27 protein-coding genes and 1 pseudogene are annotated in these 23,539 nt (G+C 50.8%); 21 read left to right on the top strand and 7 right to left on the bottom strand.

The features are described from left to right. Positions 1-466 (bottom strand): annotated as a pseudogene (locus ACO5JD_RS04215) (hypothetical protein); the annotation flags it as partial. Between the two features lie 371 nt (positions 467-837). Beyond that, the gene (locus ACO5JD_RS04210; RefSeq protein ID WP_484987848.1) at positions 838-1,368 is read right to left on the bottom strand and encodes a helix-turn-helix transcriptional regulator; all 531 of its coding nucleotides are present in this window, start codon (positions 1,366-1,368) and stop codon (positions 838-840) included. A gap of 227 nt (positions 1,369-1,595) precedes the next feature. On the opposite strand from ACO5JD_RS04210, the gene ACO5JD_RS04205 reads away from it, so the two are divergent. The 5 genes from ACO5JD_RS04205 (at position 1,596) to ACO5JD_RS04185 (ending at position 5,879) form a co-directional block, all read left to right on the top strand. After that, entirely contained in the window at positions 1,596-2,231 is a 636-nt protein-coding gene (locus tag ACO5JD_RS04205) for a type IV toxin-antitoxin system AbiEi family antitoxin domain-containing protein (protein ID WP_484987846.1), read from the top strand. Continuing rightward, complete coding sequence (locus tag ACO5JD_RS04200; RefSeq protein ID WP_484987844.1) at positions 2,228-3,073, top strand: nucleotidyl transferase AbiEii/AbiGii toxin family protein; 846 nt, start codon at positions 2,228-2,230, stop codon at positions 3,071-3,073. The genes ACO5JD_RS04205 and ACO5JD_RS04200 overlap by 4 nt, the downstream gene beginning before the upstream one ends. A 746-nt stretch (positions 3,074-3,819) precedes the next feature. After that, complete coding sequence (locus tag ACO5JD_RS04195; protein ID WP_484987842.1) at positions 3,820-4,047, top strand: hypothetical protein; 228 nt, start codon at positions 3,820-3,822, stop codon at positions 4,045-4,047. 420 nt (positions 4,048-4,467) lie between these two features. After that, positions 4,468-5,040 (top strand): type IV toxin-antitoxin system AbiEi family antitoxin domain-containing protein, encoded by a 573-nt coding sequence (locus tag ACO5JD_RS04190; protein ID WP_484987840.1) that lies wholly within the window; start codon positions 4,468-4,470, stop codon positions 5,038-5,040. Next, entirely contained in the window at positions 5,037-5,879 is an 843-nt protein-coding gene (locus ACO5JD_RS04185; RefSeq protein ID WP_484987838.1) for a nucleotidyl transferase AbiEii/AbiGii toxin family protein, read from the top strand. The genes ACO5JD_RS04190 and ACO5JD_RS04185 overlap by 4 nt, the downstream gene beginning before the upstream one ends. 564 nt (positions 5,880-6,443) lie before the next feature. Here the strand turns inward: ACO5JD_RS04185 and ACO5JD_RS04180 are convergent. After that, positions 6,444-6,584 (bottom strand): helix-turn-helix domain-containing protein, encoded by a 141-nt coding sequence (locus ACO5JD_RS04180; RefSeq protein WP_084170357.1) that lies wholly within the window; start codon positions 6,582-6,584, stop codon positions 6,444-6,446. A gap of 194 nt (positions 6,585-6,778) precedes the next feature. Here ACO5JD_RS04180 and ACO5JD_RS04175 point away from each other — a divergent pair, with 194 nt between their 5' ends. The 7 genes from ACO5JD_RS04175 to ACO5JD_RS04145 all read left to right on the top strand — a co-directional run bounded on the left by ACO5JD_RS04175 (position 6,779) and on the right by ACO5JD_RS04145 (position 12,104). Continuing rightward, entirely contained in the window at positions 6,779-7,135 is a 357-nt protein-coding gene (locus ACO5JD_RS04175) for a type IV toxin-antitoxin system AbiEi family antitoxin (protein ID WP_484987836.1), read from the top strand. Next, entirely contained in the window at positions 7,136-7,285 is a 150-nt protein-coding gene (locus ACO5JD_RS04170) for a hypothetical protein (RefSeq protein ID WP_484987834.1), read from the top strand. A gap of 150 nt (positions 7,286-7,435) precedes the next feature. After that, positions 7,436-7,894: a UPF0158 family protein gene (locus ACO5JD_RS04165; protein ID WP_021626567.1), complete on the top strand. Its 459-nt coding sequence runs from the start codon at positions 7,436-7,438 to the stop codon at positions 7,892-7,894. Between the two features lie 959 nt (positions 7,895-8,853). Continuing rightward, positions 8,854-9,474 carry an ABC transporter ATP-binding protein gene (locus ACO5JD_RS04160; protein ID WP_484987832.1) on the top strand — a complete coding sequence of 207 codons (621 nt, stop codon included), beginning with the start codon at positions 8,854-8,856 and terminating at the stop codon, positions 9,472-9,474. Then, positions 9,467-10,804, top strand: coding sequence for a glutathione S-transferase family protein (locus ACO5JD_RS04155; RefSeq protein ID WP_484987830.1), 1,338 nt, complete (start codon positions 9,467-9,469; stop codon positions 10,802-10,804). The genes ACO5JD_RS04160 and ACO5JD_RS04155 overlap by 8 nt, the downstream gene beginning before the upstream one ends. A 264-nt stretch (positions 10,805-11,068) precedes the next feature. Then, positions 11,069-11,701: a hypothetical protein gene (locus tag ACO5JD_RS04150; protein ID WP_484987828.1), complete on the top strand. Its 633-nt coding sequence runs from the start codon at positions 11,069-11,071 to the stop codon at positions 11,699-11,701. A gap of 100 nt (positions 11,702-11,801) precedes the next feature. Next, positions 11,802-12,104, top strand: a complete 303-nt coding sequence (locus tag ACO5JD_RS04145) for an aminotransferase class I/II-fold pyridoxal phosphate-dependent enzyme (protein ID WP_484987854.1) — start codon at positions 11,802-11,804, stop codon at positions 12,102-12,104. Positions 12,105-12,167: 63 nt separating this feature from the next. Here ACO5JD_RS04145 and ACO5JD_RS04140 read toward each other — a convergent pair whose 3' ends face one another. Then, positions 12,168-12,635 (bottom strand): hypothetical protein, encoded by a 468-nt coding sequence (locus ACO5JD_RS04140; RefSeq protein WP_484987826.1) that lies wholly within the window; start codon positions 12,633-12,635, stop codon positions 12,168-12,170. Between the two features lie 147 nt (positions 12,636-12,782). On the opposite strand from ACO5JD_RS04140, the gene ACO5JD_RS04135 reads away from it, so the two are divergent. From ACO5JD_RS04135 to ACO5JD_RS04105, 7 genes are all read left to right on the top strand, one after another. Beyond that, positions 12,783-13,310 (top strand): GntR family transcriptional regulator, encoded by a 528-nt coding sequence (locus tag ACO5JD_RS04135; protein WP_484987824.1) that lies wholly within the window; start codon positions 12,783-12,785, stop codon positions 13,308-13,310. Beyond that, positions 13,303-14,037: a GntR family transcriptional regulator gene (locus ACO5JD_RS04130; RefSeq protein ID WP_021625136.1), complete on the top strand. Its 735-nt coding sequence runs from the start codon at positions 13,303-13,305 to the stop codon at positions 14,035-14,037. Before ACO5JD_RS04135 ends, ACO5JD_RS04130 begins: the two co-directional genes overlap by 8 nt. A 240-nt stretch (positions 14,038-14,277) precedes the next feature. Further along, positions 14,278-15,087 (top strand): PTS mannose/fructose/sorbose/N-acetylgalactosamine transporter subunit IIC, encoded by an 810-nt coding sequence (locus tag ACO5JD_RS04125; protein WP_021625135.1) that lies wholly within the window; start codon positions 14,278-14,280, stop codon positions 15,085-15,087. Beyond that, positions 15,087-15,914 carry a PTS system mannose/fructose/sorbose family transporter subunit IID gene (locus ACO5JD_RS04120; protein WP_021625134.1) on the top strand — a complete coding sequence of 276 codons (828 nt, stop codon included), beginning with the start codon at positions 15,087-15,089 and terminating at the stop codon, positions 15,912-15,914. The genes ACO5JD_RS04125 and ACO5JD_RS04120 overlap by 1 nt, the downstream gene beginning before the upstream one ends. A 9-nt stretch (positions 15,915-15,923) precedes the next feature. Beyond that, the gene (locus tag ACO5JD_RS04115; protein WP_021625133.1) at positions 15,924-16,412 is read left to right on the top strand and encodes a PTS sugar transporter subunit IIB; all 489 of its coding nucleotides are present in this window, start codon (positions 15,924-15,926) and stop codon (positions 16,410-16,412) included. A 20-nt stretch (positions 16,413-16,432) separates the two neighbouring features. After that, the gene (locus ACO5JD_RS04110) at positions 16,433-17,542 is read left to right on the top strand and encodes an SIS domain-containing protein (protein WP_021625132.1); all 1,110 of its coding nucleotides are present in this window, start codon (positions 16,433-16,435) and stop codon (positions 17,540-17,542) included. A 115-nt stretch (positions 17,543-17,657) separates the two neighbouring features. Continuing rightward, positions 17,658-18,098 carry a PTS sugar transporter subunit IIA gene (locus ACO5JD_RS04105; protein ID WP_021625131.1) on the top strand — a complete coding sequence of 147 codons (441 nt, stop codon included), beginning with the start codon at positions 17,658-17,660 and terminating at the stop codon, positions 18,096-18,098. Positions 18,099-18,515: 417 nt separating this feature from the next. On the opposite strand, the gene ACO5JD_RS04100 is transcribed toward ACO5JD_RS04105, so the two are convergent. From ACO5JD_RS04100 to ACO5JD_RS04090, 3 genes are read right to left on the bottom strand one after another with little or no spacing between them, the layout of a single operon-like run. Further along, positions 18,516-19,283, bottom strand: a complete 768-nt coding sequence (locus ACO5JD_RS04100) for a hypothetical protein (RefSeq protein ID WP_484987822.1) — start codon at positions 19,281-19,283, stop codon at positions 18,516-18,518. Then, positions 19,277-19,972 (bottom strand): ABC transporter ATP-binding protein, encoded by a 696-nt coding sequence (locus ACO5JD_RS04095; RefSeq protein WP_484987820.1) that lies wholly within the window; start codon positions 19,970-19,972, stop codon positions 19,277-19,279. Before ACO5JD_RS04095 ends, ACO5JD_RS04100 begins: the two co-directional genes overlap by 7 nt. Next, positions 19,972-20,337: a GntR family transcriptional regulator gene (locus ACO5JD_RS04090; RefSeq protein WP_021625128.1), complete on the bottom strand. Its 366-nt coding sequence runs from the start codon at positions 20,335-20,337 to the stop codon at positions 19,972-19,974. Before ACO5JD_RS04090 ends, ACO5JD_RS04095 begins: the two co-directional genes overlap by 1 nt. Before the next feature lie 351 nt (positions 20,338-20,688). On the opposite strand from ACO5JD_RS04090, the gene ACO5JD_RS04085 reads away from it, so the two are divergent. Then, positions 20,689-22,236 carry an ATP-binding cassette domain-containing protein gene (locus tag ACO5JD_RS04085; RefSeq protein ID WP_484987818.1) on the top strand — a complete coding sequence of 516 codons (1,548 nt, stop codon included), beginning with the start codon at positions 20,689-20,691 and terminating at the stop codon, positions 22,234-22,236. A gap of 44 nt (positions 22,237-22,280) precedes the next feature. Beyond that, on the top strand, positions 22,281-23,321 hold the full coding sequence (locus ACO5JD_RS04080) for a hypothetical protein (protein WP_484987816.1): 1,041 nt from the start codon (positions 22,281-22,283) through the stop codon (positions 23,319-23,321). Positions 23,322-23,539 lie beyond the last annotated feature (218 nt).

The raw sequence follows: 23,539 nt of genomic DNA, 5'->3' as shown, positions 1-23,539 counted from the left end.
ACGCCTGCCAAGGACCGACGTTCACCGGCGTGGTGCCGGTGGAGGTGGTCACGTGAGCGTTCGTGACGACATTCGGAAGTTCGACGCCGCGCAGAGCGGCGGGGGCACGCAGGACAGAATCGGAGGCGGCAGTGGAGTCGACTTCTTCTGCCGGGCTGCCCCTGGTCTCGTTCGCCTGCGAGCCCTCGTCGGGCGCCTCGTCGCTGCCGTCCAGGGGCAAGACGCTTTGAGCGTCCTCGTCCGCAGCTACGGTATCTGCCGATACCGCGTCCTCCTCTGCGTCTCGGGTGTCTTCCAGCTCGCCGGCAGCCTGTTCGGAGGCCGCGGTGCCTTGCGTTTCTGCCGTCGCGGCGGGCTCCGTCGCAGCAGCAGCGCTGTCGTCGGCTATCGCCTGGACGGCCCCTCCGGGCATACAGATGCTGAGCGCAAGCACCACGCTCATGAAGCAACATAGCTTCTTTCTCATTCGTGGTCCTTTCTGTTTTATTCTCGCAAACGGCTTTTAGGCATAAAACCCCATGCAAGTACATATACTTTACCCTCCCGAAAAACGCAAGCTAAATCTGCGTGCGAGACGCAAAGCCAATGTGCGGAATGCCAGAACATGGACGGAAAAGACCGCTACCGGTTGAATCTAAATCTCATCCGAACGAATGAGCTCTAAGGGGCGTTCCCGCACTTATCGGAACGCCCCTTCGTCTTGCCGGGAGCCCCCGTGGCACCGTCTTCCCAGATGATGAGCTCGCGAGGGGACGTTCGGCTGAGTCTTGGCACAAGGGTGTCCCCAGCCGTCCGGGGCACGTCCAAAGGCCAGCCGAACGGTCCGACGGGAACGCGTCAGGTTGTCAGGGGGCTGGCTAGGCGAGGGGCGCCTCGCCCCTTCGCGCGCTCGCGCTCGAGGCACCGGGGCGTGAGGCCGAGGTCGGCCGGGGCCGTCCTCTCGATGCCGAAGGTGTTGTGGCGCCGCTTGATCACTTCGATGCCGACCGCTGTGGCCATGCCGATGCCCCGGCCCATCACGAAGATGACGGCGGTCGGGGCAAGCTGCCAATCCCAGAGGTTCAGGCCGAGGGCAGGCGCGACGATGGCGAACAGGAGGGAGGCGGCCACCACCCTGCCCAGGGCCTTCATGGCCTTGGCGTCCTTGCTCAGCTGTGATTCGATCATTTCCAGGTCTCCCTTCACGAGTTCGTCGATGGAGGTCTCGAACAGGTTGCTCATGAGCAGCAGGCTCTGCACGTCGGGGCAGGTCCTTCCCGTCTCCCAGTTGGAGACGGTCTGGCGCGATACGAAGATTGCCTGCGCGAGGTCGTCCTGGGACATGTCCGCCGCTGTGCGGTGCTTCCGTATGAGATTCCCGAGTTCCATCGACTTCCTTTCCGGGTGGTCCGTCTGCCGCCCCGCTCGCTCTCGAAGGTACGGCGATTCTAACCCGGTTGCAGCCAAAGGGCTTTGGAATCGCGACAGAAGAGGGCCTGCTCCGATGTCGAATGTCTTTGACAGTGGGTGTGACCTGGTGCTTTCTGCGTCCCCATGCAGGCCTTAAATTACCTAATCGCATCTGAGACTATGGCAATATATACGATATTATAAGTATGATTGCCGCATGTCTTACCATTGGAGGAAAAACGAAGAAGGACGCCCTTATAGAGTTCATGCATGAAAGCGCCGGTCGCATCACCACCAAACAGGCACGCGAGGCGGGCTTCTCGTCGAGCATGCTGCAGCTGCTCGTCGCCCAGGGCGTAGCGGTCAAGGAGAGTCGCGGAGTCTTTGCGCTCGCGGACACATCGCTGGATGACTTCGCCGTCATCTCGCTTCGCTGGCCGAAGGTCGTCTTTCGCTGCAGCAGCTCGCTCTACCTCCACGGCATGACCGACATCGTGCCGGGCGTGTACGAGGTCTCGCTCCCCCGGGGATACAAGGAAGATGGCATAGTAGGGGAGTTCCCCAACTGCCTTGTTTCGCACGAGAGCAAGGGGCTCTATGGTCTGGGCGTAGTGCAAGGCGAGTCCCCCACAGGTACGACGCTGCTGCTTCACGACCGCGAACGCAGCATCTGCGACCTCGTGCTCGCCCGCAAGCGTGGAGGGGCGGACACCCAGCTCCTCGGGCAGGCCGTGAACGCGTACTTCGGTTCCCCTGGGAAAGACCTGCCCCAGCTGATGCGCTACGCGAAGACGATGGGCGTGACCTCGGAACTTCAAACGTACTTGGAGGTGCTGTCATGACGATCCTCAACGATGCGAGCCTGAGAGGCAAAGCGAAGGCCCTGGCAAAGGAGCACGGCCTCTCTGCCCAGGAGATCATGCAGCGCTACTTCTTCGAGCACCTTCTCATGAGACTAGAGAGGACGCGCTACCGTGAACAATTCGTCATCAAGGGAGGGCTGCTTCTTTCCTCAATGATGGGCGTGGCGCAGCGCACTACCATGGATCTGGACGCAACTGTTAGGGCCCTGCCACTTGACGACGAATCGATCTCTGTTGCCATGCAGGAGATTTGCTCTGTCGACCTGGAAGACGGCATTGCCTTCGCGTTCGAGCGAGTAGAGCCCATCCGCGAGGACGACGACTACGGCGGATTGCGTGCGCATCTGACTGCGACATTCGGGCGTATGAGGACGCCATTGAAGGTTGATGTCACGGCGGGTGACGTCATCACCCCGAGGGAGATTGAATACCAGTTCCCCACCCTGTTCGGGGAGGGGTCGATTCATTTGATGTCGTACCCGTTAGAGACGTGTATCGCAGAGAAGTTCGAGGCGGTAGTGAAGCGTGGTGTCGCTACCACGCGTGCTCGAGATCTGTACGACCTCGCCACGCTCGTAAGACTGTACGAACAGACGATTGACTGGGAGATGCTGCGGGAGGCCGTACAGCGGACTTCGGAGCATCGTGGTTCCTCAGACATTATGAAAGACTATGAGCTTGTTAGTCGAGAGATTGAAGGCTCCGATGAGATTGCCCGCATATGGAGCGCGTATACGCGTCTGAATCCGTATGCCTCCGCAGTCTCGGTGGTGGATGCCATGGACGCTGTTCGCATAATCGGGAAAAGAGCCAACCTCTAGGGAGCGCATGCGATTAGCGAGGGTTTGTTGCGACGAGGCATGTGAATTTGAAACTCATCTACCCGCGACGACGAAGCCTCATCATGAACAATAGGCATGTGGTCACCCGATGAGCTGAAAGCCTCATTTTCCCAGTTCAGAGCTGCCGCTCTTCACTTGGGAATCGTCGCTCTTGGGTTGGGGAGAGCCCCAGCTCTTTATCGCCGTTTCCGACCATGTAATCAGTTGCACGCAATCGAACTGTGTTTCCGCAGGTCAAACGTGTCACTCTTCGATTAGGTGAAAATACTCTCCCCAAGTGGCTACAGGGCATGTAATCACCGCTGACTACAGGGTGACTACACTGTTTTCGCGATAGGAGAGTAGGGGGAGCCCCAGCTTACGCATCCTGCTGACTACACGGAAACGGGCCTTGCGACGATAGAGTGGGAATAGAAAGCCCAGTTTAGAGCAGTGGTAAATGGTAGTCACTTTGCTTCTATTTTTCCGGATTGGCGATTACTCTGTTGATCCCCGACTACTGATTGAGCTTGCGCATCCTTAGTCGGAGTTAGAGCCAGATACTTGTGCGCAGCTGCAGAGGTCTCCGCTGCAGCTGCGCATGTGTTCTTAGGGCCTTGACCCTATTATTGCATCGAGGTTCAGTTTGCTTCTCCAACCACCGGGGCGATTATTTCGTTGTTTGCACCCATGCTATAATCCCGAAAGATTTCTATTTTGCATGCGAGGAGAAAGGTTGAACACGAATGAAGCCCATCGGCGTCATAGTTCTGCTCGTTATCTCCCTCGTCTTGATTGTTTGGGGAGTCCTTCTCATCTGCGGCAAGGGCTATAGAACCATCGCTGGGAACTGGGAATCGACCGACGAGCAGATTGAGGCTCAGAAGAGAGACGGGCTTGGCTGCGCCGTAGGCGACATTCTGATCGGGGCGGCCGCAATCTGCATACTCGAGACCATTATCATGTGTCTCTGACGGCCCGAGTGCCTGCCTGAATGTACACGTCTCGTCCCGTGCATCGCCATTGTCCCAGCCTATGGCTTCCTATTCCCGACACCGTTTGCTCTGAGCACCCCGGTACTGATGTAGGTTATCCCAATGTTGCGTTACACAAATGATCATTTTCCCAGCCCAAACATATTGCTCTTCTATCGAATCTGTCACTCTTTAACCGGACAGTACCCTACCTTGCTTCGAACGTTCGCCATCATGTAGTCAACTGTAATGTGGCATTTCGGGGCCGATCCTCCCCCGAAAACTGGCAGTCGCAATGCGAGAGTGACAATTGCAGAGGACTTTGTGGCAACCTTGCTGCTGGTTGTACATTCATGCTTAACATTAGATAATTTTAAGCGTATTAGTACAAATAAGAGAGGAGTCACCACGGACACCCTGATGGATATAGCCATGAACAACAACGGCTACGTCACCTCTACTCAGGCGACGGATGCCGATATCCCTAGGCGCAAGCTGGCAGAAGCCGTGAGCGCTGGTGAGCTCATCCAGGTCGCTCGAGGTCTTTACGCGCTCCCTGACGTATGGGAGGACCCTCTCTACATCGCCCAGTATCGCTTCTCGCGTGGAATCTTCTCGGATGACACAGCGCTCTTCCTCCACGGCATGACCGACCGTGCATCCTTTGCGCTCACAATGACCTTCCCTAGAGGTTACAACGCATCTTCTGCCAGAGAAGCTGGCATCATATGCCGCACCTGCGCTGACGACCTTCTCGATCTGGGCCTCTGTACCGTCAAGACGGAATACAACAACATAGTTAGGGTCTACAATATTGAGAGGACGCTTTGCGACCTCATGCGCGGCCAGAGCACACCCGATTCCCAGCTGATCACTCCAACGATGAAAGTTTACGTGCGAAGTAAAAGTTGCGACCCAGTGAAGCTCGTTGCCTATGCTCGCGCTCTCGGTGTGGAGCCCAAGATTCGAAACTACCTAGAGGTGCTGCTGTGAGAACCAAGAACGCGATGCAACTTAAGGCGCGCGTTAACGCCCGGGTGAAAGAGGCGGGTATCCCTGCGCAGTCCATGATGCAGAACTACCTCTTCGAGAGGCTCCTTGAGCGTCTCTCACGATCCAAATGGCGAGATAACGTCGTCATCAAGGGCGGAATGCTCATCTCCTCCCTTGTGGGAGTGGCATCTAGGACAACGATGGACCTCGATACAACAATCATCGGCTTCACGTTGACGCACGAGACTGCCAAGGCAGTCTTCCGCGAAGTAGCTGCTGAGAGCGCGGATGATGATTGGAGCTTCGAGTTCGACCGCACCGAGGACATTAGGGAGACCGACGACTACCCGGGCATACGCGTGCATCTTAAGGCAGTCTACCCACCGATGTCGGTGCCACTCACGATCGATGTTACTACGGGCGACAGCATAACTCCGGGTCCCATCGGCTATGACTACCCGCTCCTGTTCGATGAGGGAAGCGTTCGGTTGATGTCCTACCCACTCGAGACAGTGCTTGCTGAGAAACTCGAAACCGTCGTCTCCCGCGGTGTAACCAATACGCGTCTGCGCGATTTCTACGACATACATCTTCTTTGGCGGACCAAGAATGATAGCTGTGATATCCCCACACTGCGAAAGGCACTCAAGGCCACGTGTATGAAGCGCGGCAGCACCGAGAGAATAGCACGGTGGCAGGTGGTCCTCGATGAGGTTGCATCCGATCAGACGATGCTTGCGTTCTGGGATAAGTATATGAAGAAGAACCCTTATGCATCTGGTATCGAGCTGGCACAGTGCTGCGAGACGACTAAAGAGATATTGGAAGTGAGCATATGAGTGAGGACGTTCAAACGAGCAACGTAGATAGCAACAAGACGAAGTCCCTGCAATTGTGGCTGATAATAAAAGAGCATCGTGTCATGGGATGACATCTCGTCAGGGGGTGAAATCCTGTCAGGGAGGATCGCCCTGCCCGTCTCCATGCGGGCGGCTGCTATGGTATCGCCGGAGATCCAGTAGCACCGCATGATGTCTCTCGTTGGAAAGGTGTGCTCGCCAGTGTGCACGATCAACCTCCGGTCGGTGAGCTTGTTGATGGCGCGGGTCCCGGGCGAGTCGAGATCCCGAGGAAGTGGGTAGTTGCCGACCAGTTCTCGTAGAAGCTGTCTCCTTCGCGGCAGAAGCCGTATGTCCTTGCGAAGACGTTCCTGGTGATTCCGGAGAGGTCGAGATCGGCTCACGTGAACTTGTCTTACCGCACTCGCTCGACGCACGCTTCGCCCATTGGACGGAACGCGGTTGTCGTGAGTGCCGGTCTGTTTTGCGGCTGATGGTCCGAATTCTTCGTTCGGAGCCGGCGAAAGTCAGCGTGCGTCGAGGACGAGCATCTCTCTTGCGTGTCTATCGGTCCGCGCCGCAGAGGGCGTTGCCGAACTTGGGGAGGCTTATCCGCAAGAGTCTGCCAACGTGTACTGCTGGGATTCGTCCGAGCCTGACCATCTTGTAAACGGTGTTGCACGAGACCTGCAGGTACTCAGCCACCTTGGAGACGCTTAGGTATCTGCTCTCGTCTTGCTTGAGCCCGGCGCTGGCGCGTGCTTCCGCGGCATCCTCTCCCTGACTGTAGCGGGACTCCCTCCCTCAGGGAGGGCGATGTCATCGCAGTGTGGATATCGCTCGAGCCAGAAACCCCGTCCTACGAGAGAGATAAGGGTCCTGGTGGTTTCACCGCCTCCATGAACACAATCGCGTGGCTTCACGGGATCGGAGAACTCAGCCCTACACCGATAGTCTTCTCGCACCCCGGGAGGCGGCAGACCCGCAGAAACGGTCTTTCGTTCATCGACAGGGAGCTAGAAGACAGGGACGTGACCGTCGTCTCTGGCGTTCCAGCGACGACGCCCGCGCGGACCGTGCTTGACCTTGCTCGAGCGGGGGGAGGACTGAGCTTCACCGCGAGCGTGCTGGGAGATGCCGTGTCACGCAGCCTGATAGGGGACGAGAAGCGACTCTCGTCGGAAGTTGACGGGCTTGCTGTCCGCTGTGGGTTCGAGGAGGGCTTCCCACTCTACCGATATCTGAGGAGGGATTAGATGCGGGAGATTTTCGAGACGCCGGAGGAGTTCGCCACGTTCGATACGGCGTGCGAGCTTGCCTCGGACTTTTTCGGATCCGTACTGCGTGACGATATCGACAAGAACGCGAGGTGGAATCTTGCCTCTCTGCCTTGGGAGGATGGATAATCTAGCGGAATGTTCCTGCAACGCAGAGTCAGTTACTGGGTTTAGAAATGACCTGTGTCGCCCTGCATAGTCATGGCGAGCCAAGAGGATTGTAAGGGTTCCGGCAGGTAAGCCGGCGCATGACAGCGTCAGAGAGGATCGGAGAGAAACATGAGCTGGCTAGAGCCCGAGAAGCCCCTCAGTGTAGGCACGGTCACCCGTCTGCTTGAGGAAGACGACTTGCAGTACTTCTACAACATCGGGACGGGTGAGTTCCACAGTACCTTCAGCAACAAGTTCCTCGACGGCTTCTACGGCGACGTCGATGAGCTGCTCACGGAGGGGGATCAAGGCGACGAACCAGATCTGGAGGCGTCCGATTGGATAGCGCTCCCCGGTGCAGATGAGATCGAGGACCTTAGGTGGATGCGCGACTTCGCGCGGTCCCAGCCAGATCCCCTGGGCGAATGGCTGCTTGATGCCGCGTACGCGCGACATCCGTATCGCTCGTTCAAGGACGAGGCGCGCCGGCACGGAGTGCTCGATGCTTGGTGGGGATACCGCAGGGAGCGCCTTAGGGACATCGCGTCCACATGGTTTGAGCAGAACGGCATCGAGCCTGCTAGCTGAGCAGCACCAGCGTCGGCAAATCACCCGATATCCGTTTACACTGCTCGCGTTCTCGCAGGCTGCTGACAGTGAGCCGCGCGGGAGCGGCATCGCGTAGAATTCTTTCCCGGTATCGCAAACAGGCAGCCGCACCTAAGGGATCCGCCCTTACAACAGCCCTTCTCAAAACCCCAGATCGCCTAGCACGCGCATATCATCCACAATTACTCCTGTCCATTCGTATTTGTGCGAATGAGCAGGTAATCACCGTAATGTGGCATCTTGATGCAATACGTGCTACAGCGCGGCACTGCAACATGCGAAAAGGGTTCACGATTCATCAGCTCCATTGGAAGTGCAGCCCCCGTTTTCCTATAACTCGAAAAGCGAACCATCCACAAATTTTTGCGTAAAAGGAGAAACTCTTTGTGCACTCAACTGCATAACTAGGATTAAGACGGTTCTAACATGAAGCGTTTTAAAAGACACACGCTCTAGGTTATTTGCAAGACTGTGATATTTGAATGAAATAACACCGCATCGTTCCGCAATAGGATAACAATGCACATCCCGTAGTAGGGCGATAACTATCTTTTGACCCCCATTCGCTCTGAGGGCCGATGTGCGCCATTTAAGTGCTGCAACACAAATTTCGGCAAATGGCGCATATCGGCTCTCAGAGCGAATAGGGGTATGAAAATGCTGTATTGATGAACGATGAACCTTTCAGGAGGTGAAGATGGTGAAGAAAGAACCTACCTGCACTTTGAAAGGCTTTTATCTGCCATTCATAGGTGGCTTAGAGCCGCATACGTGAGCTCGAGATAGGAGGGTCTTCCTCGGGACAGGGCAGACTGCACAGGTATAATAGAGCGATTCTATCTGCAAGGAAGCAGGGGCCCGTGGGGCCCCGTGGGCGAACGGATGAAGTCTGTCGCATGAGCCTGTTTGCTCTGCCTTGCACAGAGGATGGGGGTCACATGGCCGCAATCTTGAATGTGGATAAGCTTGCCTTCTCCTATGGGAAGACACCTGTATGGGAGGACATCTCGTTTTCGCTGGGGGAGGGCGATATCGCATTCCTCGTGGGGAGGAACGGATCGGGGAAATCCACGCTGCTCAAGTGTCTTGCCGGATGGATTGCCCCAACGGCAGGGAAGATCTGCTTTGCTGGCGAGGGTATCCGCTGCGCCCGCACATTCGTCAGTGACGTACCCTCTTTCTACGATGATCTGACCGCACGTGAACATGTTCAGTTGCTGTTAAGAGCTGGAAAAATGGAAGACCGCCTATCCCGTGCTCAGGATCTCCTTGCTGAGTTTGGCCTCGGGCGCGCTCTAGATCAATATCCCTCATCTTATTCGCGCGGAATGCGGATCAAGCTTGCACTTTCCCTTGCGTTTGTCATGCGCCCCAAGCTCCTTTTGCTTGACGAGCCGTACGGTCCCCTTGATGCCGAGGCATCCGCTGTACTTGATCGTGAGGTAACGTCCCTCACAGCGAGAGGCTCGTCGGTGCTTGTAAGTTGCCATGCTCATGCGTCCGATCTCGTCCCTAACTTCACTCTCGCCTTGAGAGACGGAGCGCTCTCCTATGCCTGATGTCCTGCATGACATAGCCCTCCTACTCAGATTGCGGTTACGCCATGGACGCACTGAAATCATCCGCTGGCTCCTCGTGACGGGGAGCGATTTCGAGAAGGATGCGAAACTAAGCGATCGAATCTACCAAGTCTATGCTGTCGTCCTCATCTTCGGTGCGTTCGTTCTTATGTGGCTCGCCTTTCTCAACTCCGCAGCGAAGGTGGGAGTGGCACTGGGTGCGACAACCTGCGCCCAGCTCGCGGCTCTGCTTTGGATTGTTCCAGTGATGACCTGCGTCGCGTTGTCGGCTCACTGGCTTGTGTCTTGTCCTGTGAAGCTAGCGCATCCAGATATTTTATGGCTCACGAGCGCACTTTTGCCTTCGACATGGATGGGGGAAGGACTCATCGTTAACGGGTTTGTTGCGGCAGTCGCGGGAGTACTTCTCGGGTTTGCTGTGGGCACGATGCTCCAGTCTATCGTCACACCAATCGCCACGGCCACTTTGCTTGCAGTTTCGCTTCTTGGAGCGGTTGCGCTCGCCTGGATTGTAGGTCTTATGCGCTATCGTGTAGCTGGTAGATTCTTTCGCATAGACATGACTCTGCTTGTGCAGGCCAATGCTCTGTATGCAGAGTTGCAGCCCCTGCGCTCGCGGGCGCTGCAGGCGCCGGGCGCCTACGAGAGACTGCGACGGCGCAAACTTATGGCTGCACGACGACCTCTCCTCGCCCTCCCTGACCTGAAAGGTCGACGCTTTTTCTTCGCTCGGGCAGTACTCTCGCATGTGCGGCAACATGATGGTATCGCTGATTTGGTCGTATGGGGAGCGAGTATTGTGCCCTTGGGAGCTTTGCTCACAGCCGCCCCCGGGGATATTGGCATTCTACTTATGTGGCTGATGGCGACCGTTTCGCTTATCCCGCGGGCACGAGAGCTCACGCGCGTGTTTGCGGACGATGGGCGTGTGCGGCTAGTGAGCGATGCAATTGCGTGCCCAAGATTTGAACTATTGTTGCTCGACTCCTTACCAGCAACCGCCTTTGTGGTGTTGCTTGCTCTCGTTGTGACCGGAGTTCTCGGTTGCATACATCCCGTATCGATACATTGGGGAGCGGCAATTTGTACGGTCCTTTCGATGTCCGCCACGCTCTTGTTTGCTGGGGGTCTGGATCCAGCGGGGGCAACCTCCGTATGTGGGGGACCGAGGTTCGAACTTGCAGTTGCTGGATACGCTGTTCTCGTGCCAACCCTCGCGCTGGCTTCGTCTGTTTTGTCGGCCATTGTTGGATGTGCTTACGTGCTGACGCTGGGTGTCCGCTGTCGAAAGTGGCTTTCCCGAAGTTAGCAGGGAAAGTGGGCTGCTGCATAAAAACTGTCTCACGTGGGGGATATTTAGTATCAGGATCTGGCTGGAGGTCTGAATGCTTGATGTTTGGCACATGTAAGTCGCTATGAGTCTGGGGCACACCCCGATGTGGAGACTCTGCCAATTGCAGATCGCATGCTATATGACGCAATACTTCAGCTGTCCAATTAGATACCCATCTGAAAACCAAAAAGTCTCGTAAAGTTGACACAACCAAGCGAAACTGCGAGATAGGAGACCAATATGCATGAGTTGGATGGTATAAGCGATAATTCAACATCCGACGAAGAAAAGTTTGGTTTACCTCAGCCAAAAAAATACGAAGGTGAGTGCTTCAACGTATTTGATTACTTAAGTTATTCACCCGAAGCTAAGTCGCTTGAAGAAGCAATAGAGATGCGTGGGTATGAGGCTTTCATTGGCAGTGTCGAGCCTGGCGATTTTTCTGCTGGTTTTGATAATAATGCTGAGAAGCTGGGGATAGCGGAGCTCTGGTTTCAGTCCACATGGCATGAAGGTACGTCTCAGAGAGATCTAAGACTTGAGCAGACTGTTGCTTCTATTAAGGAAGGCGACATGCTTGAAATGTGTCCTTGCTCAAAAGAAACTAGCGAATGGGGATATCTCTTCAAGGATTCTTGCGGCAACAATCTTCCATTTCAGCCTTATCATGATTTCGATGACATATTTTTTAGGAAGACAATAGCATCTGTTATTGCGAAAGCTATTGTAGCTGGAAAGCCGGTTGAAAGAATCCGATGTAGAGTGAGGGGTTGCGACTGCTTTGGTGAAGATGGAGGAGTTCCCGTAGATCCAACCTTCAATTGGCGGGTTTACTCCTGCAAAGTCACCGTTTATAAAACCAGCAACGATTAGTGTCTTTGATTTTATGAGCAGAGCTGAGACGTGACAACAAGCGTCATTTCGCGTGTAGCGTTGCGACATTGTAAGAAAAACGTCTGTTGCGAGTGTCTAGCTGCGCAATCTTGCTGGTGCTCATATCGGTTTTGCTGTGGCTCAGGAACCATTGATAAGTGATATGCGCGATGTGAAGTTTGACTTTAATCCATTTAATATCAGTGCTGTAACTGCAGCGATTGGCATCGCTTCAGTTGAGGATGAGGATTATTTCCAGGCGCGCATTGCTGAGATTATAGAAACACGTGACCATGCAATCGCTGAGCTACGTCATATGGGCTTTGAGGTGACGGATTCGCATACCATGGTTACAAGTTTGTCTTTGCACTTGTGTATACAATCAAGGAGTCTCATCAGATGACAAAATCGGAGTACCTTATTTGTCAGCGTACTCAGCATGTTTGAATCAAGTTTCTGAGTTGTGTTAATAGGCTGAGTGCCTAATGCTCTTTTCTACCTCAGCCATACGTTTCTTAGCTTCCTTCTTGAGTCGTTCCTCGCCAGGTAGGGAGTTGATGACATCAAGCCATACGAGAGCATCTGCTTTACTATCCCTGTTTGCATAGAAGGTAAAGGCAACACTGGCAATCGCTGCTTTTTGTCGATTGTTCAGGCGTAGCTTATCAAAGGTTGCAAGGCGCTGCTTAAAGATGTGGACTTCACCACGCTGGGCGGCTCCTTGGAGCTTCATGAAGGCAAAGTTGAACGGGGGAATGGCTTGCTGACTGGAATCAAGCAGAGCGTCATAACCGTCGTAGTCATGTGCAGCGAGCTTGTTTGTGAGCTTACCAAGCAATACATCGAGTTGCTTCTTTTGTTTCCAGCGAAAAAAACCATCGACAGCAAAGAGTGCCGCCATGAGTATTAGGGTGATTGTCAACATGACATTCATGGTGGCTCCAATCTTTTTGACAAGTAGCTATATGCTGTTCATCTTGAATATCAAGAGCTTGGAATGACTTTGGGATAAGAAGTTTAACTGGTATACTATAACGTTGGAAACTATACCAGTAATCTATCAAGCTGTCGAGGAGCTTGTATGAAAAGGACAGAAACCATCTTTGTCACACGTGAGTTGGACAAGATAAAATCGGTCACGGAGGAACTCGAAGAGAAGGGGTATGTCTATCAATATCGTATACTCACGCATCAAGTGGTAGAGGCAAATAAGTACGTAAGTGGAATGCTTCATATACCCCTTGCATCCAAGGTCTTTGAGTACTGTAAACTTCGCATAGTTGAGGGTCAGCCCTGCGATATAGAACACGAGTACATTCCCTATGAGTTGGTAAAAGGCATCGAGAAAGCGGATCTTGAGGATAGATCTCTCTCGGTGTTTCTTTCCGATCGCTATGGCTTGGCTACAGAGAAGAGCGAGGAATCTATCATGATTGTTCGAGCAACCGAGGAGGAGGCAGGTCTTCTTGACCTTCCTGCTAACGCTGAGGTTATGCTCATTTCGGGCACTTGTTATGATTCTGCTCAGACAGAAAAACCGATGCGTATCTTTCAAATCACCGCTCGCCCAAGCTTCTTTCGCTTTAGGACGGTGAACCGCAATGTCTAAGGTCTCTCAACCTCTCTATCAACAACTTATGACCAGTATCCTTGGCAAGATTGAGAGTGGCGAATACGCTGTAGGTCAAAAAATTGCCTCCGAGCGCGAGATGGCGTCTCGCTACAACCTAAATCGCCTAACGGTACGTCGAGCAATTGGTGAGCTTGTGCGTGAGGGTTATCTTGTGTCAGTACAGGGAAAAGGGACGTTCGTCCGACGGGGTTCTGATGCAAAGAACAAAAAGAGAGTGAGTATGGGCGAGCATGAAGACATCTCTCTCTCGGCGGTTCTTCGCCAGTCAGGTTTCTCGTCTTCTCGTAAAGTACTTTCGTTTAAGCAGGTAGAGGCCCGAGATGATGTTGCTGATCACTTTGGCCAGGGAACTTTCTGTTATGAGCTTATCCGCCTCTCGAGTATCGACGGGGAGCCCTATGCCCTCCAGATCTGTTACTTTCCGCAAGCACTTTTCTCGAATCCCGAGCGCTTTGATTTTGCAGATGGGTCCTTGTACACCTATATGGAGATACAGGGTCATCTGCCAGATCGTATTATCTCGAATATGTGGGCATCCCCCGTTCCCCAGCCCTATCTCGAAGTGCTCAATATAGAACCCGGACGATTGCTCTTTTATTATGAGTATGAGAGTTATGATGCAAGTAATGAACTGGTTGAGTTTACACGTGCCTATTATCGGTCTGAATATACCAGTTTTTCTTTTTCTGCTACTGCTCGATAAGGTGTGATTGAAGCAAATAAAGGCTTTCTCGGGTCGAGTGATCCTTTTTATTACTTAGATTTATATAATCTACCAGCAAAAGCATGATCTATATCCACAAGGTGACCCATTTTACCTTCTGGCGAATTTATTGCTCATTCTGCTTGTTTCCATCTTTTAAGTGGTGTATACCTTTACAAAAGGTATAGGTGATATACCACTAAATAAGTGGTATGGTGCTTGACCAGAAGGGAGTGCCCTATGACAGCGTTACAGGCATGTCTCGTGGGTATTGTCGCAGCACTTTCATGCGCGACAATCGAAGGTGGATGGTTTGGTGAGTGCAAGATTCGCGAACCAGTCGTGACAGGTTTTCTCGTTGGCTTGATTTTAGGCGACGTCAAGCAAGGCCTGATTATTGGCGGCCAGCTTGAACTCATCTGGATGGGTACTGCATCAATCGGTCCAGTTGCTGGTTTGGCAGTTGGCCCTGGCGGTACTATTGGTACAGCCATTGCTCTTTCTACGGGTGCAGGTGTCGAAGCTGCTATGGCTTTCGGCGTTCCTGTCTCCGTGCTTTTGCAATTCATTCAATCTCTCATTGACACGGGATACTCACTCCCCATGCATACCGTTGATAATCTGATTGATCAAGGTGGTCAAGAGAGGAAGATAGTTTGGATTCACTGGCTATGTGGCATCATCACCTTTGCTTTTTACTGGTTACTTACTTGGGCTGCGCTCTTCCTAGGTAACGATGCTATCAGTGTTGTTGTCAACAACATTCCCGAGTGGGCATCCAAAGGCCTGTCCGCCGTTGCATTGGTACTCCCCGCGGTTGGCTATGCAATGTTGCTGAACCTGTTACTCGAGAAGAACCTAGTTCCCTACTTCATCATTGGATTTGTTTTAGCGGCTTATTTAGGCGTCTCTATGGTTGGCGTGGCGTTAGTTGCTTTTGCCCTAGCCTTCATCATCTACATTGAGCGCTCAAACAAAACCAGCATCTTGCAACACAAACTGGCTGGTTTCACCTCTACAGACTTTGACGATGAGGAGGATGAGCTGTAATGAGCAATAAAGCAAAACCCGCTCATGAACTCTCAAAAAAAGAGTTCAAAACAATTTTTTGGCGTTCTTTCACACTGCTTGGATCCTTTAATAGTGAGCGTATGGAAGGTCTCGGCTACGAGTATGCTTTGATGCCCTCCCTTAAGAGAATTTGGGGCGATGACGAAGAAGGTTATAAGGAGGCTCTTCATCGTCATATGGCTGCTTTTAACATGACGGTTGCTCCATCGCCCTTCGTTATGGGTATCTCCGTAGCTATGGAGGAGATGGCACATGATGATCCATCCTTTGATAAGGAGTCTATCAATGCCATCAAGGTCTCGCTCATGGGCCCACTCTCTGGTATTGGCGATACTTTCTTCTGGGGCATCTTCAAGGTTGTTGCCTGCTCACTTGGTGCGAGCTTTGCAGCTCAGGGATCTATTCTTGGTCCCATCGTACTTCTGGCTCTCTTTAATATTCCCAACCTACTTACACGATATTACGGCTTGAAGATTGGCTATTCGCAAGGTGCCTCCTGGCTTGCCGACATGGAACAGTCTGGCATGATGAAACTCTTTACCTACTGTGCAGGTATCGTAGGTGTAGCTTCTATTGGTTGCCTTACAGCATCATGGGTCGGTATTACCTCACCACTTTCCTTTGTTATTTCGGGTAGCGAAATCGTGCTGCAGGACTATCTCGATCAGATTTGCCCACAGCTCCTTTCGCTTCTTGCTGTGTTGGGCTTCTATAAGTTTTTGCACTCAAAAGTAAGCGTCATCAAGGTGTTGTGCAGTGGTGTGGTAATCGCCTTTGTGTTAGGTGCGCTGGGCGTAATAGGTTAGGAGGCTACCATGCCAATCGTAGATGTACGACTTGATGATCGCCTCATTCATGGTCAGGTGTGCGGATATTGGATCCCCTTTTACGCACTGAACCAAATCGTGATCGTTGACGATGATATCGTACATGACAGCATGCGTAAGTCAGCCTTGAGATTTGGCTGTCCACAGAAAGTTAAGCTTACTTTCCATAGCGCTAAGAAAACAGCTGAATTACTTTTACGCACTGATGTTGCAGGTAAAAATATCATGCTGTTATGCAATAAACCTAAACCCATCTTAAAGATGGCGGAGTGTGGATATGTGGTCCCTCAGGTGACCATTGGGAACATATCTCCTGTCAAGAATGATCAGGTACATGTGGGTACTGGCACAACTTATATGACACAAGAGATGATTTCAGACTTCAAAAAGTTGATGGAGTTTGGCACCAAAGTTGTCCTGCGTGAAACTCCTACTGACGTTCCACAAGATTTGACTAACTTCTTTGCGATGCACTAGCAATATCAGAAAGGGGATTTATGAGCGACATTGATCAGAAACATCCTTCCGTATTGGGTTACATGCGCGACCAGCCACGTGCTTTGCAGGCAACCTTTGCAAATCGTGCAGTCTTTATGGACCCCTTTGCCAACATTTTTAAGAATTATCCTATCAGGAAGGTTCTCTTCTTCGGATCGGGAACCTCGTATAACGCATCACAGATTGCGGCATACTTGTTCAAGCATCTCGTCGGTATTGACGCAGTTGGCAATTATCCTACTGTCTTTGCCAACTACGAGAAGGCTGACTGGACTGGTAAACTTGCCAAGGATGAGATTCTGTTTGTGGGTATTTCGCAGTCTGGTACTTCCATTTCCACCATTCAAGTAATGGAGTGGGCCAAGAGCCAAGGCTATCATACGGTAGTTCTTACCGAAGATTTGCAAAGTGAGATAACTCATCACGTAGATGAGGTTATTCACCTGCTATGTGGCAAGGAACTTACGCCTCCTGAGACTCGTGGCTATACTGTTACCATGCTTCAAGTCTACCTGTGGGCACTTGCTGCTGGTAAGGTTAGGGGTGCGATTTCGGGTACAGATTTTGATTCCGCAATTGCTGAAGCTGAGGCTTTTGTTAACTCCTTCCAAACTGTAATCCAAGAAAGCGAGGCATGGTTTGATCGCAATGTCGCTACCATTGTCAACAGTGATCGCATATATGTATTAGGGTATGGCATCGATTACGGATCGGCACTTGAGGGCATGCTTAAGGTAGGCGAGATGCTTCGCCTTCCCACCATTGGTTATGAACTGGAGGAATACTCCCATGGCCCTACCATGGCTATTAGTCCACGTCAAACCATCTTTATGATTGGCTCGGACGAAAAAGAGTGGAGTCGCTGTTTGCAATTTCGCGATGCGTTTCGTCAGTACACCCCACGCGTGCATCTTATTACCTGTATGGAATGCGAGCATGATGCGCGCGATATGGTGTTTAGTGTTAAGACAAATAAGTATCTAGCGCCTATTATGTATACTGTTCCCTTCCAGTTTGTTGCTGCTAAAGGTGCTGCTTGCACCAACATCGATACTGGGATAAATCCCTTTAAGATTGAACTTTCTCATATTCCGAAGGAACAAGATTAGCTTAGTGTTGTTACGCAATTGCATGGAGATAGAGCCTGGGCTGCCTGGCCCACAACCAGCAGCTCGGCTCTTTCGTTTCTAAAGGGGTATTCCTACAAGAAGGAAGCAGGTAAAAATGATCGGCATCCTTATTTGCGGACACGGACACTTTGCGACAGGCATTTTGTCTTCTTTGGAGCTCATTATGGGCAAGCAAGAAGATATATGGGCGATCGACTTCCCTTGTCACTCTTCTAAAGCGGAACTCGAGGATACTTACGACTGTGTGTTAGCTTCCATGGCTGATTGCGAACACGTGATTATTTTTACGGATCTCTTTGCTGGCTCGCCCTTTAATGTGGCAATGGAGCATACTCTTGCTGATCCCGAACGTATCAGTCTCTATTTTGGACTCAATTTGGGGATGCTTATCGATACAGTCAACCATCGTATGCTAGGTGAGACTTTTGAGCAGATTGATGGGGTTATCGTTGAGACAGGCAAGCAGCAGGTGGGCAAGTTTCTTCCCGAGCAATTTGACATGGGAGTCGATAAGGATGACGGGGGAGACCTGTAGCCCCTACATCTGCTGCGAGTGAGTTGGGCTTCATTCTCTAAATACAAGTACGTATTTGAAGAAATGGTCTGCTTGGTAGTACTTTTGATATATCAAAAGTACATTGATTCCATAATACGATTAGTAATTTTCTCTTCTGTTGATATGTCGCCTTGCTTGTGCAACGAAAACGAAAATCGTTGCAGCTAGCTTGCGATGCAAGGTATACCACAATTACGAGGCTTACCAAATAGAATGGTAAGCCTCGTAAAGTCTGCATTTTAGAGTGGAAAGCCGCTTTGCTCTTCCACTCTAAGGAAGAATGCAGAGAGTTGTACAGACCCAAAAGCGAATCGTCTATCATAACGGTTTCGACATTGCGCCATCGCACAACCTCTTAGGAGACCACGCTGCGGGGACTAGTCTCCTAAAATACGCTTATTCAAGATTGAGGTGGCAACTCAAGATGTACGTTGACGACATGCTGAAGATAATCGTGAGAGCTACCTGCACTAGCAGGAGGCGCGCATAGGTCGTACCCAGGACATTCGACGTGAGCAACCATGCGAGCGCGAGCACGGCGAATGCGATCGCCTTAGCCAGCCCTGGACGCTTCTTTATTATACTGCCGAACGATATGCCCGCGAAGAGCCACGATACCACTAAGGCGGAGAAGGTCAGGAAGGAGACGGTGACCACACCGGCGTTCTTCGCTATATCCGTCATTGCTAACTGGGGAAACGAAACTGATCCGAGTGAAGTCGATCCGAGGGTCTCAAGGAGGGATCCCCGAGCAGCGGGGTTTACGAGGACGATAGCGGCGACGAATAGCGCGACTGCAACAATGCTCATAAGGGTAGTGAGTACTGCCCAAATGACCCCGTTAATGGTTTTGTCTGCTACGTGATCAATGGCGCGTGTTGGCAGGGTGTTGGTAAGGTAACCACGGCTCCCGAAAAGCGTATCTTGAAAGTTGCGTGCTACGAGCATCAGTGTAACAACGCCAGTTGCCACAAACAGAACTAACCAGACAAGCATCATGATTATTATGATGGCGGCGAGTGGGTCGTTTACGGTATTGACTTTGCTTCCCCTTACGGCAAAAAGTATTCCCGTGACAATAGATATCGCAGCAAGTGCGATGTAAAGCGGGCTTATCTTTCTTCCGACTTCTCGGAAGTCGTACTTGAATAATTTACCTAACATGCAAATACCTCCCTGAAGAGACCATCTACGCTCTTGCCTGTGCGTTCGCGTAGGTCATCAGCAGACTCGTGGAGCACCATGTGACCTTGCTTGAGAAAAATGACATCATCGAGCACGCTCTCGATATCAGTAATAAGATGTGTGGAGATGAGTACGAGTGAGTCTGGCGAGTAGTTGGAGATGATGGTGCGCAAGATGTAGTCACGTGCTGCGGGATCGACACCCGCGATGGGTTCATCAAGCAGATATATATGCGCATTCCGGCTCATCGTGAGAATGAGCTGAACCTTCTCCCGCGTGCCTCTGGACAGCTCTTTTAGGCGCTTCGATACATCAAGGCCTAGGTTTGTGAGCATATCTATAGCTCGCTTACGATCAAAATCTACAAAGAAGTCTTGGTAGTAATCGAGCAGTTGTGCTGTGCTCATGTATTCAGGCAAGAAGTTCCGATCGGGCAAATAGGCCACTTTAGCTTTTGTCTCTACACATGGCGCCATGCCTTCTATGAGAATTTGGCCAGATGTTGGCTTGATAAGACCATTTGCAAGTTTGATTAAAGTCGTTTTACCTGAGCCATTTGGGCCAAGAAGACCAATAATTTGACCGGCTTCGAGCGAGAGGTCAATTGCATCGAGTGCTGCAATTTCCCTGTATTGCTTGCTTAATGCCTTGCACTCTAAAACTGCCATCAGTTCTCATCCTTCCAAGTAGAGACCATTGTCACGATTTGATTGTCATCTATGCCAAGTGCATGCAGCTGATGGTAGAGTTCGGCAATAACCTCAGATGCGAGTTGGCGACGTAGCCCTTCGAGTATCTCGACATTCTCTGTCACATATCTGCCGCTCGTGCGTTCAGTGTGTAGGATGCCTTCCTGTTCGAGCTGTGCAAGTGCGCGTTGCATTGTGTTGGGGTTTACCCCTGCCTCCATCGCGAGGTCACGTACCGAGGCGACCTTTTCCCCTGGAGCGAGCCTACCACCTGCGACAGCAGCTTTGATACGTGCAACAATCTGTCGCCAGATGGGGGATCCCTCTGCAAATTCCCATGGCACGTTTGACCTCCCTTCGTCTGTCTTATTGTATTATATAACTAGTACAGTAAGACATTAATGAAAGACTGTCAATTTAAAAGTTAGCTGTACAACTGGAACTAGTTGAGTATGCAACTCAGTATTATTGCTGTCTCCTAATACAACCTTTGCACGTCGATTAGAACAGCAATTGCTTTTGTTATTTGGTGCTATAGTTGAAATCTATCCACGGTGAGCGCCCAGATGCCAAGCGCGAACCTACTTTAAGGAGAAGGATTAATGAAGCTGTAGTGATGCCTCAAATAGCGCAGGTGACAAACCCTTTTGTTGCCATGTGTCGCATTTTGAAACATCACGAGAAGGAATAGCTTCATGTTTAGGTTTCTCAACCTTTCGCACATTACATATGCCTATCCAGGCTCTTCGGTAACAATACTCGATGGAGTAAACGCAAGCTTTGCATCTGGTTGGACAGGCATCATCGGACCAAATGGATGCGGGAAAACCACCATCGCACGTATTGCATGTGGGGATATGAGCCCGGATTCTGGAACTGTCTTGCCCAAAATAAGCGGATTATATTGTCCTCAGGATCCTTTATGGGAACCCGCCTCTCTGTACGATTTTGCCTGTGACTATTCACCAGAGGCGCTTGCGATTAGACATTCGCTTTGTATTGATAACGACATGCTTTGGCGTTATTCCCAATTGAGCTGTGGCGAACAGAAGAAAATTCAGGTTGCAGTAGCGCTTTGGGCACAGCCAGAAATTCTTGTTGTTGATGAACCCACAAATCATGTTGATGCAAATTGTCGCAAGGAGATTTGTCGTGCCATGGCAGCGTATCGTGGAATCGGTATTCTTGTTTCGCATGATCGAGAACTGCTTGATTCCTTGGTGTATCAAGTGCTCGATTTTAGGGATGGGCACGTGATCATGCGATCAGGTGGATATACGCAAGCGTGCGACCAGATGGAATTAGAACGAGAGGGGTTAATCCATCGTCAGGTAGTTGCAAAAAAACAGCTCCGAAAATTAGAAAATGAACAACGTCGGCGTAGGGAGCTTGCAGATAAAAGCTCTGGCATGAGAAGTAAGCGCAAGCTCGATAAGCATGATAGCGATAGTCGCGACAAAATTGGACTTGCCATAGTTTCTGGAAAAGATGGCAAGGCGGGTAAGCTTGCAGATCGGATGGACACACGCGTGAAATCCGCACGGCAAAGTTTGAGCACGATGCGAGTCACAAAGCGTTATGAAGGTGATGTATGGCTGAATGCTCATCCAAGCAAAAGGCATGTTGTGCTGAAGACACGGGAGCAAATTATCCCCTGTGGGCCTGAAGCGGAACTACTCGTTCCTAAGCTATTTATTGCCAATACAGACCATATTGGTATTTGCGGGCCAAATGGTGCGGGCAAATCTACTTTGATACGTCATATGCTTTCGCAAAGTGAGCAGACGGGGAGTTTGTGGTGTGCCGAGATCGATGGCATTCGTACGCTTTATATCGGCCAAGAAATAGGGTCCGATGATGCAAAACGTTTTCTAGAATCAGTGGAAGCGCTGCCAGAACTAGAGAAAGGACTGGTTCTTAAGGGGCTATCACGTCTAGGGTCAAACCCAAAACGCGTTCTTACATTGTCAGCTACTAGTCCAGGTGAGCTACGTAAGCTTGCTATTGTCCGAGGAATGTTGTTATCACCGCAGCTTATTGTGCTTGACGAACCTACAAATCACCTGGATATCCAAGCGATTGAAGCGCTTGAGCGCGCGCTATCTTCGTTTCCGGCAGCATTGATTTTGGTAAGCCACGATGAAAGGTTTCTCGCCAAGTGTGTGAGCAAAAGACTCATTCTTGAGCGGATGGGCAACAAAATTACAATAAATGAAGCAAGGTTTGCTAATAATGATGAGTAATGTCTGGACTTCCGAATTGTCAGAGTGACAGCAAAAAAAGAGATATGAGTATGTCGACTGATTCTGAAAAGGTGCGAAAAACAAAGTCCGCCCGCATAAGGCTTGCACTGTTTGTTGCTAGTGGTTGCTGGCTAGTGTTATGCGTCGTGCTGTTGGCGGTCGAGCAGCTCACGGGATTGATATTGCTTATCAAGATTGGCATATACCTCAGAGAAACTGACCTCTACTTTCTTACGGGATTGATTTGTGCTGCTTGGATAATTTGGGGGCTTATTACCGCTTGGAGACGTGCGATACGCAAATTATCAAAGGTTGCCATTGTACTTGCGTGGGTCATGGTGATTTTTGGCATCCTCATTGGAACGTTGGCAGAGCTGTTTGTGCGTGGAGGCTTTTCCTATCATGAGTTTTCATCGCCTAGTGGTAAACACATCTTGGTCGTAGAGGAATCAACATTTTTACTAAGTGGTTCGATGAATTTTTACGCGCGTGAAAATTCACTATTCATTGGGCGTCAGTTCGGGAGTGTTCCAGTAAACGACGGTTTCCCTACAGTTTCTAGAGGAAGTTATAGCGTGTACTGGCAGAATAACGTGGTGACATTTGTCGCTTTTACCGATGATAATGCTCGTCAGCGTGTGGTAAGCATCGATTTTGATAGTGACAAACAGCTTAAAAATTATGAGTTTTCATCCGATGGTTCAGGTAATGACATAGAAGAAACAGACGATAATCTGATGCAGCAGGATAATCAAATTAATAAGGGTTTAGTGGCAATAGCCCATCATTATGGCAATGCCAAAGCAGAAGAAAAAGATATTACTTACTCTGCAAAGGGCGTGCCAAAGCTTGTACTCAATAAGGATGCAAAGCAGATCACCTATGTGCTTTATGATCGTGAATCCAATAATGGTAAATGCGCTCTGTATGTTGTCTATAAAGAAGAACTTGCAGGTAGCGATACCGAACCCCAGATTGTCGATATGCTTGCCTATGAATACTCGACCGAAAAAGTAATCAGTTCGGGAAAACATGATTGGGCCGACACGGGCTCTTCTGAATATCGCACAGCAACAGGGGAGTAGTGTTTCTCCAATATTGACTTAGGCATGTAATAAGAGCCAAAAACGCAAGAAAAGCATCGAGACAAATAACATAGATACCTTTTTGCTGACTTTAAGACACGTTCATGCCCTGTCATGTTGACTTGATGGATAAGAAAAAGTTATTGACAAACGATAACTCAGCTCCTAGGATAATTATCGTTAAACATTAATTAATTAGCGTTTAACATCTAATTTGT

Source organism: Olegusella sp., assembly GCF_057238325.1.
This window is presented reverse-complemented; position numbering and strand designations above follow the sequence as displayed.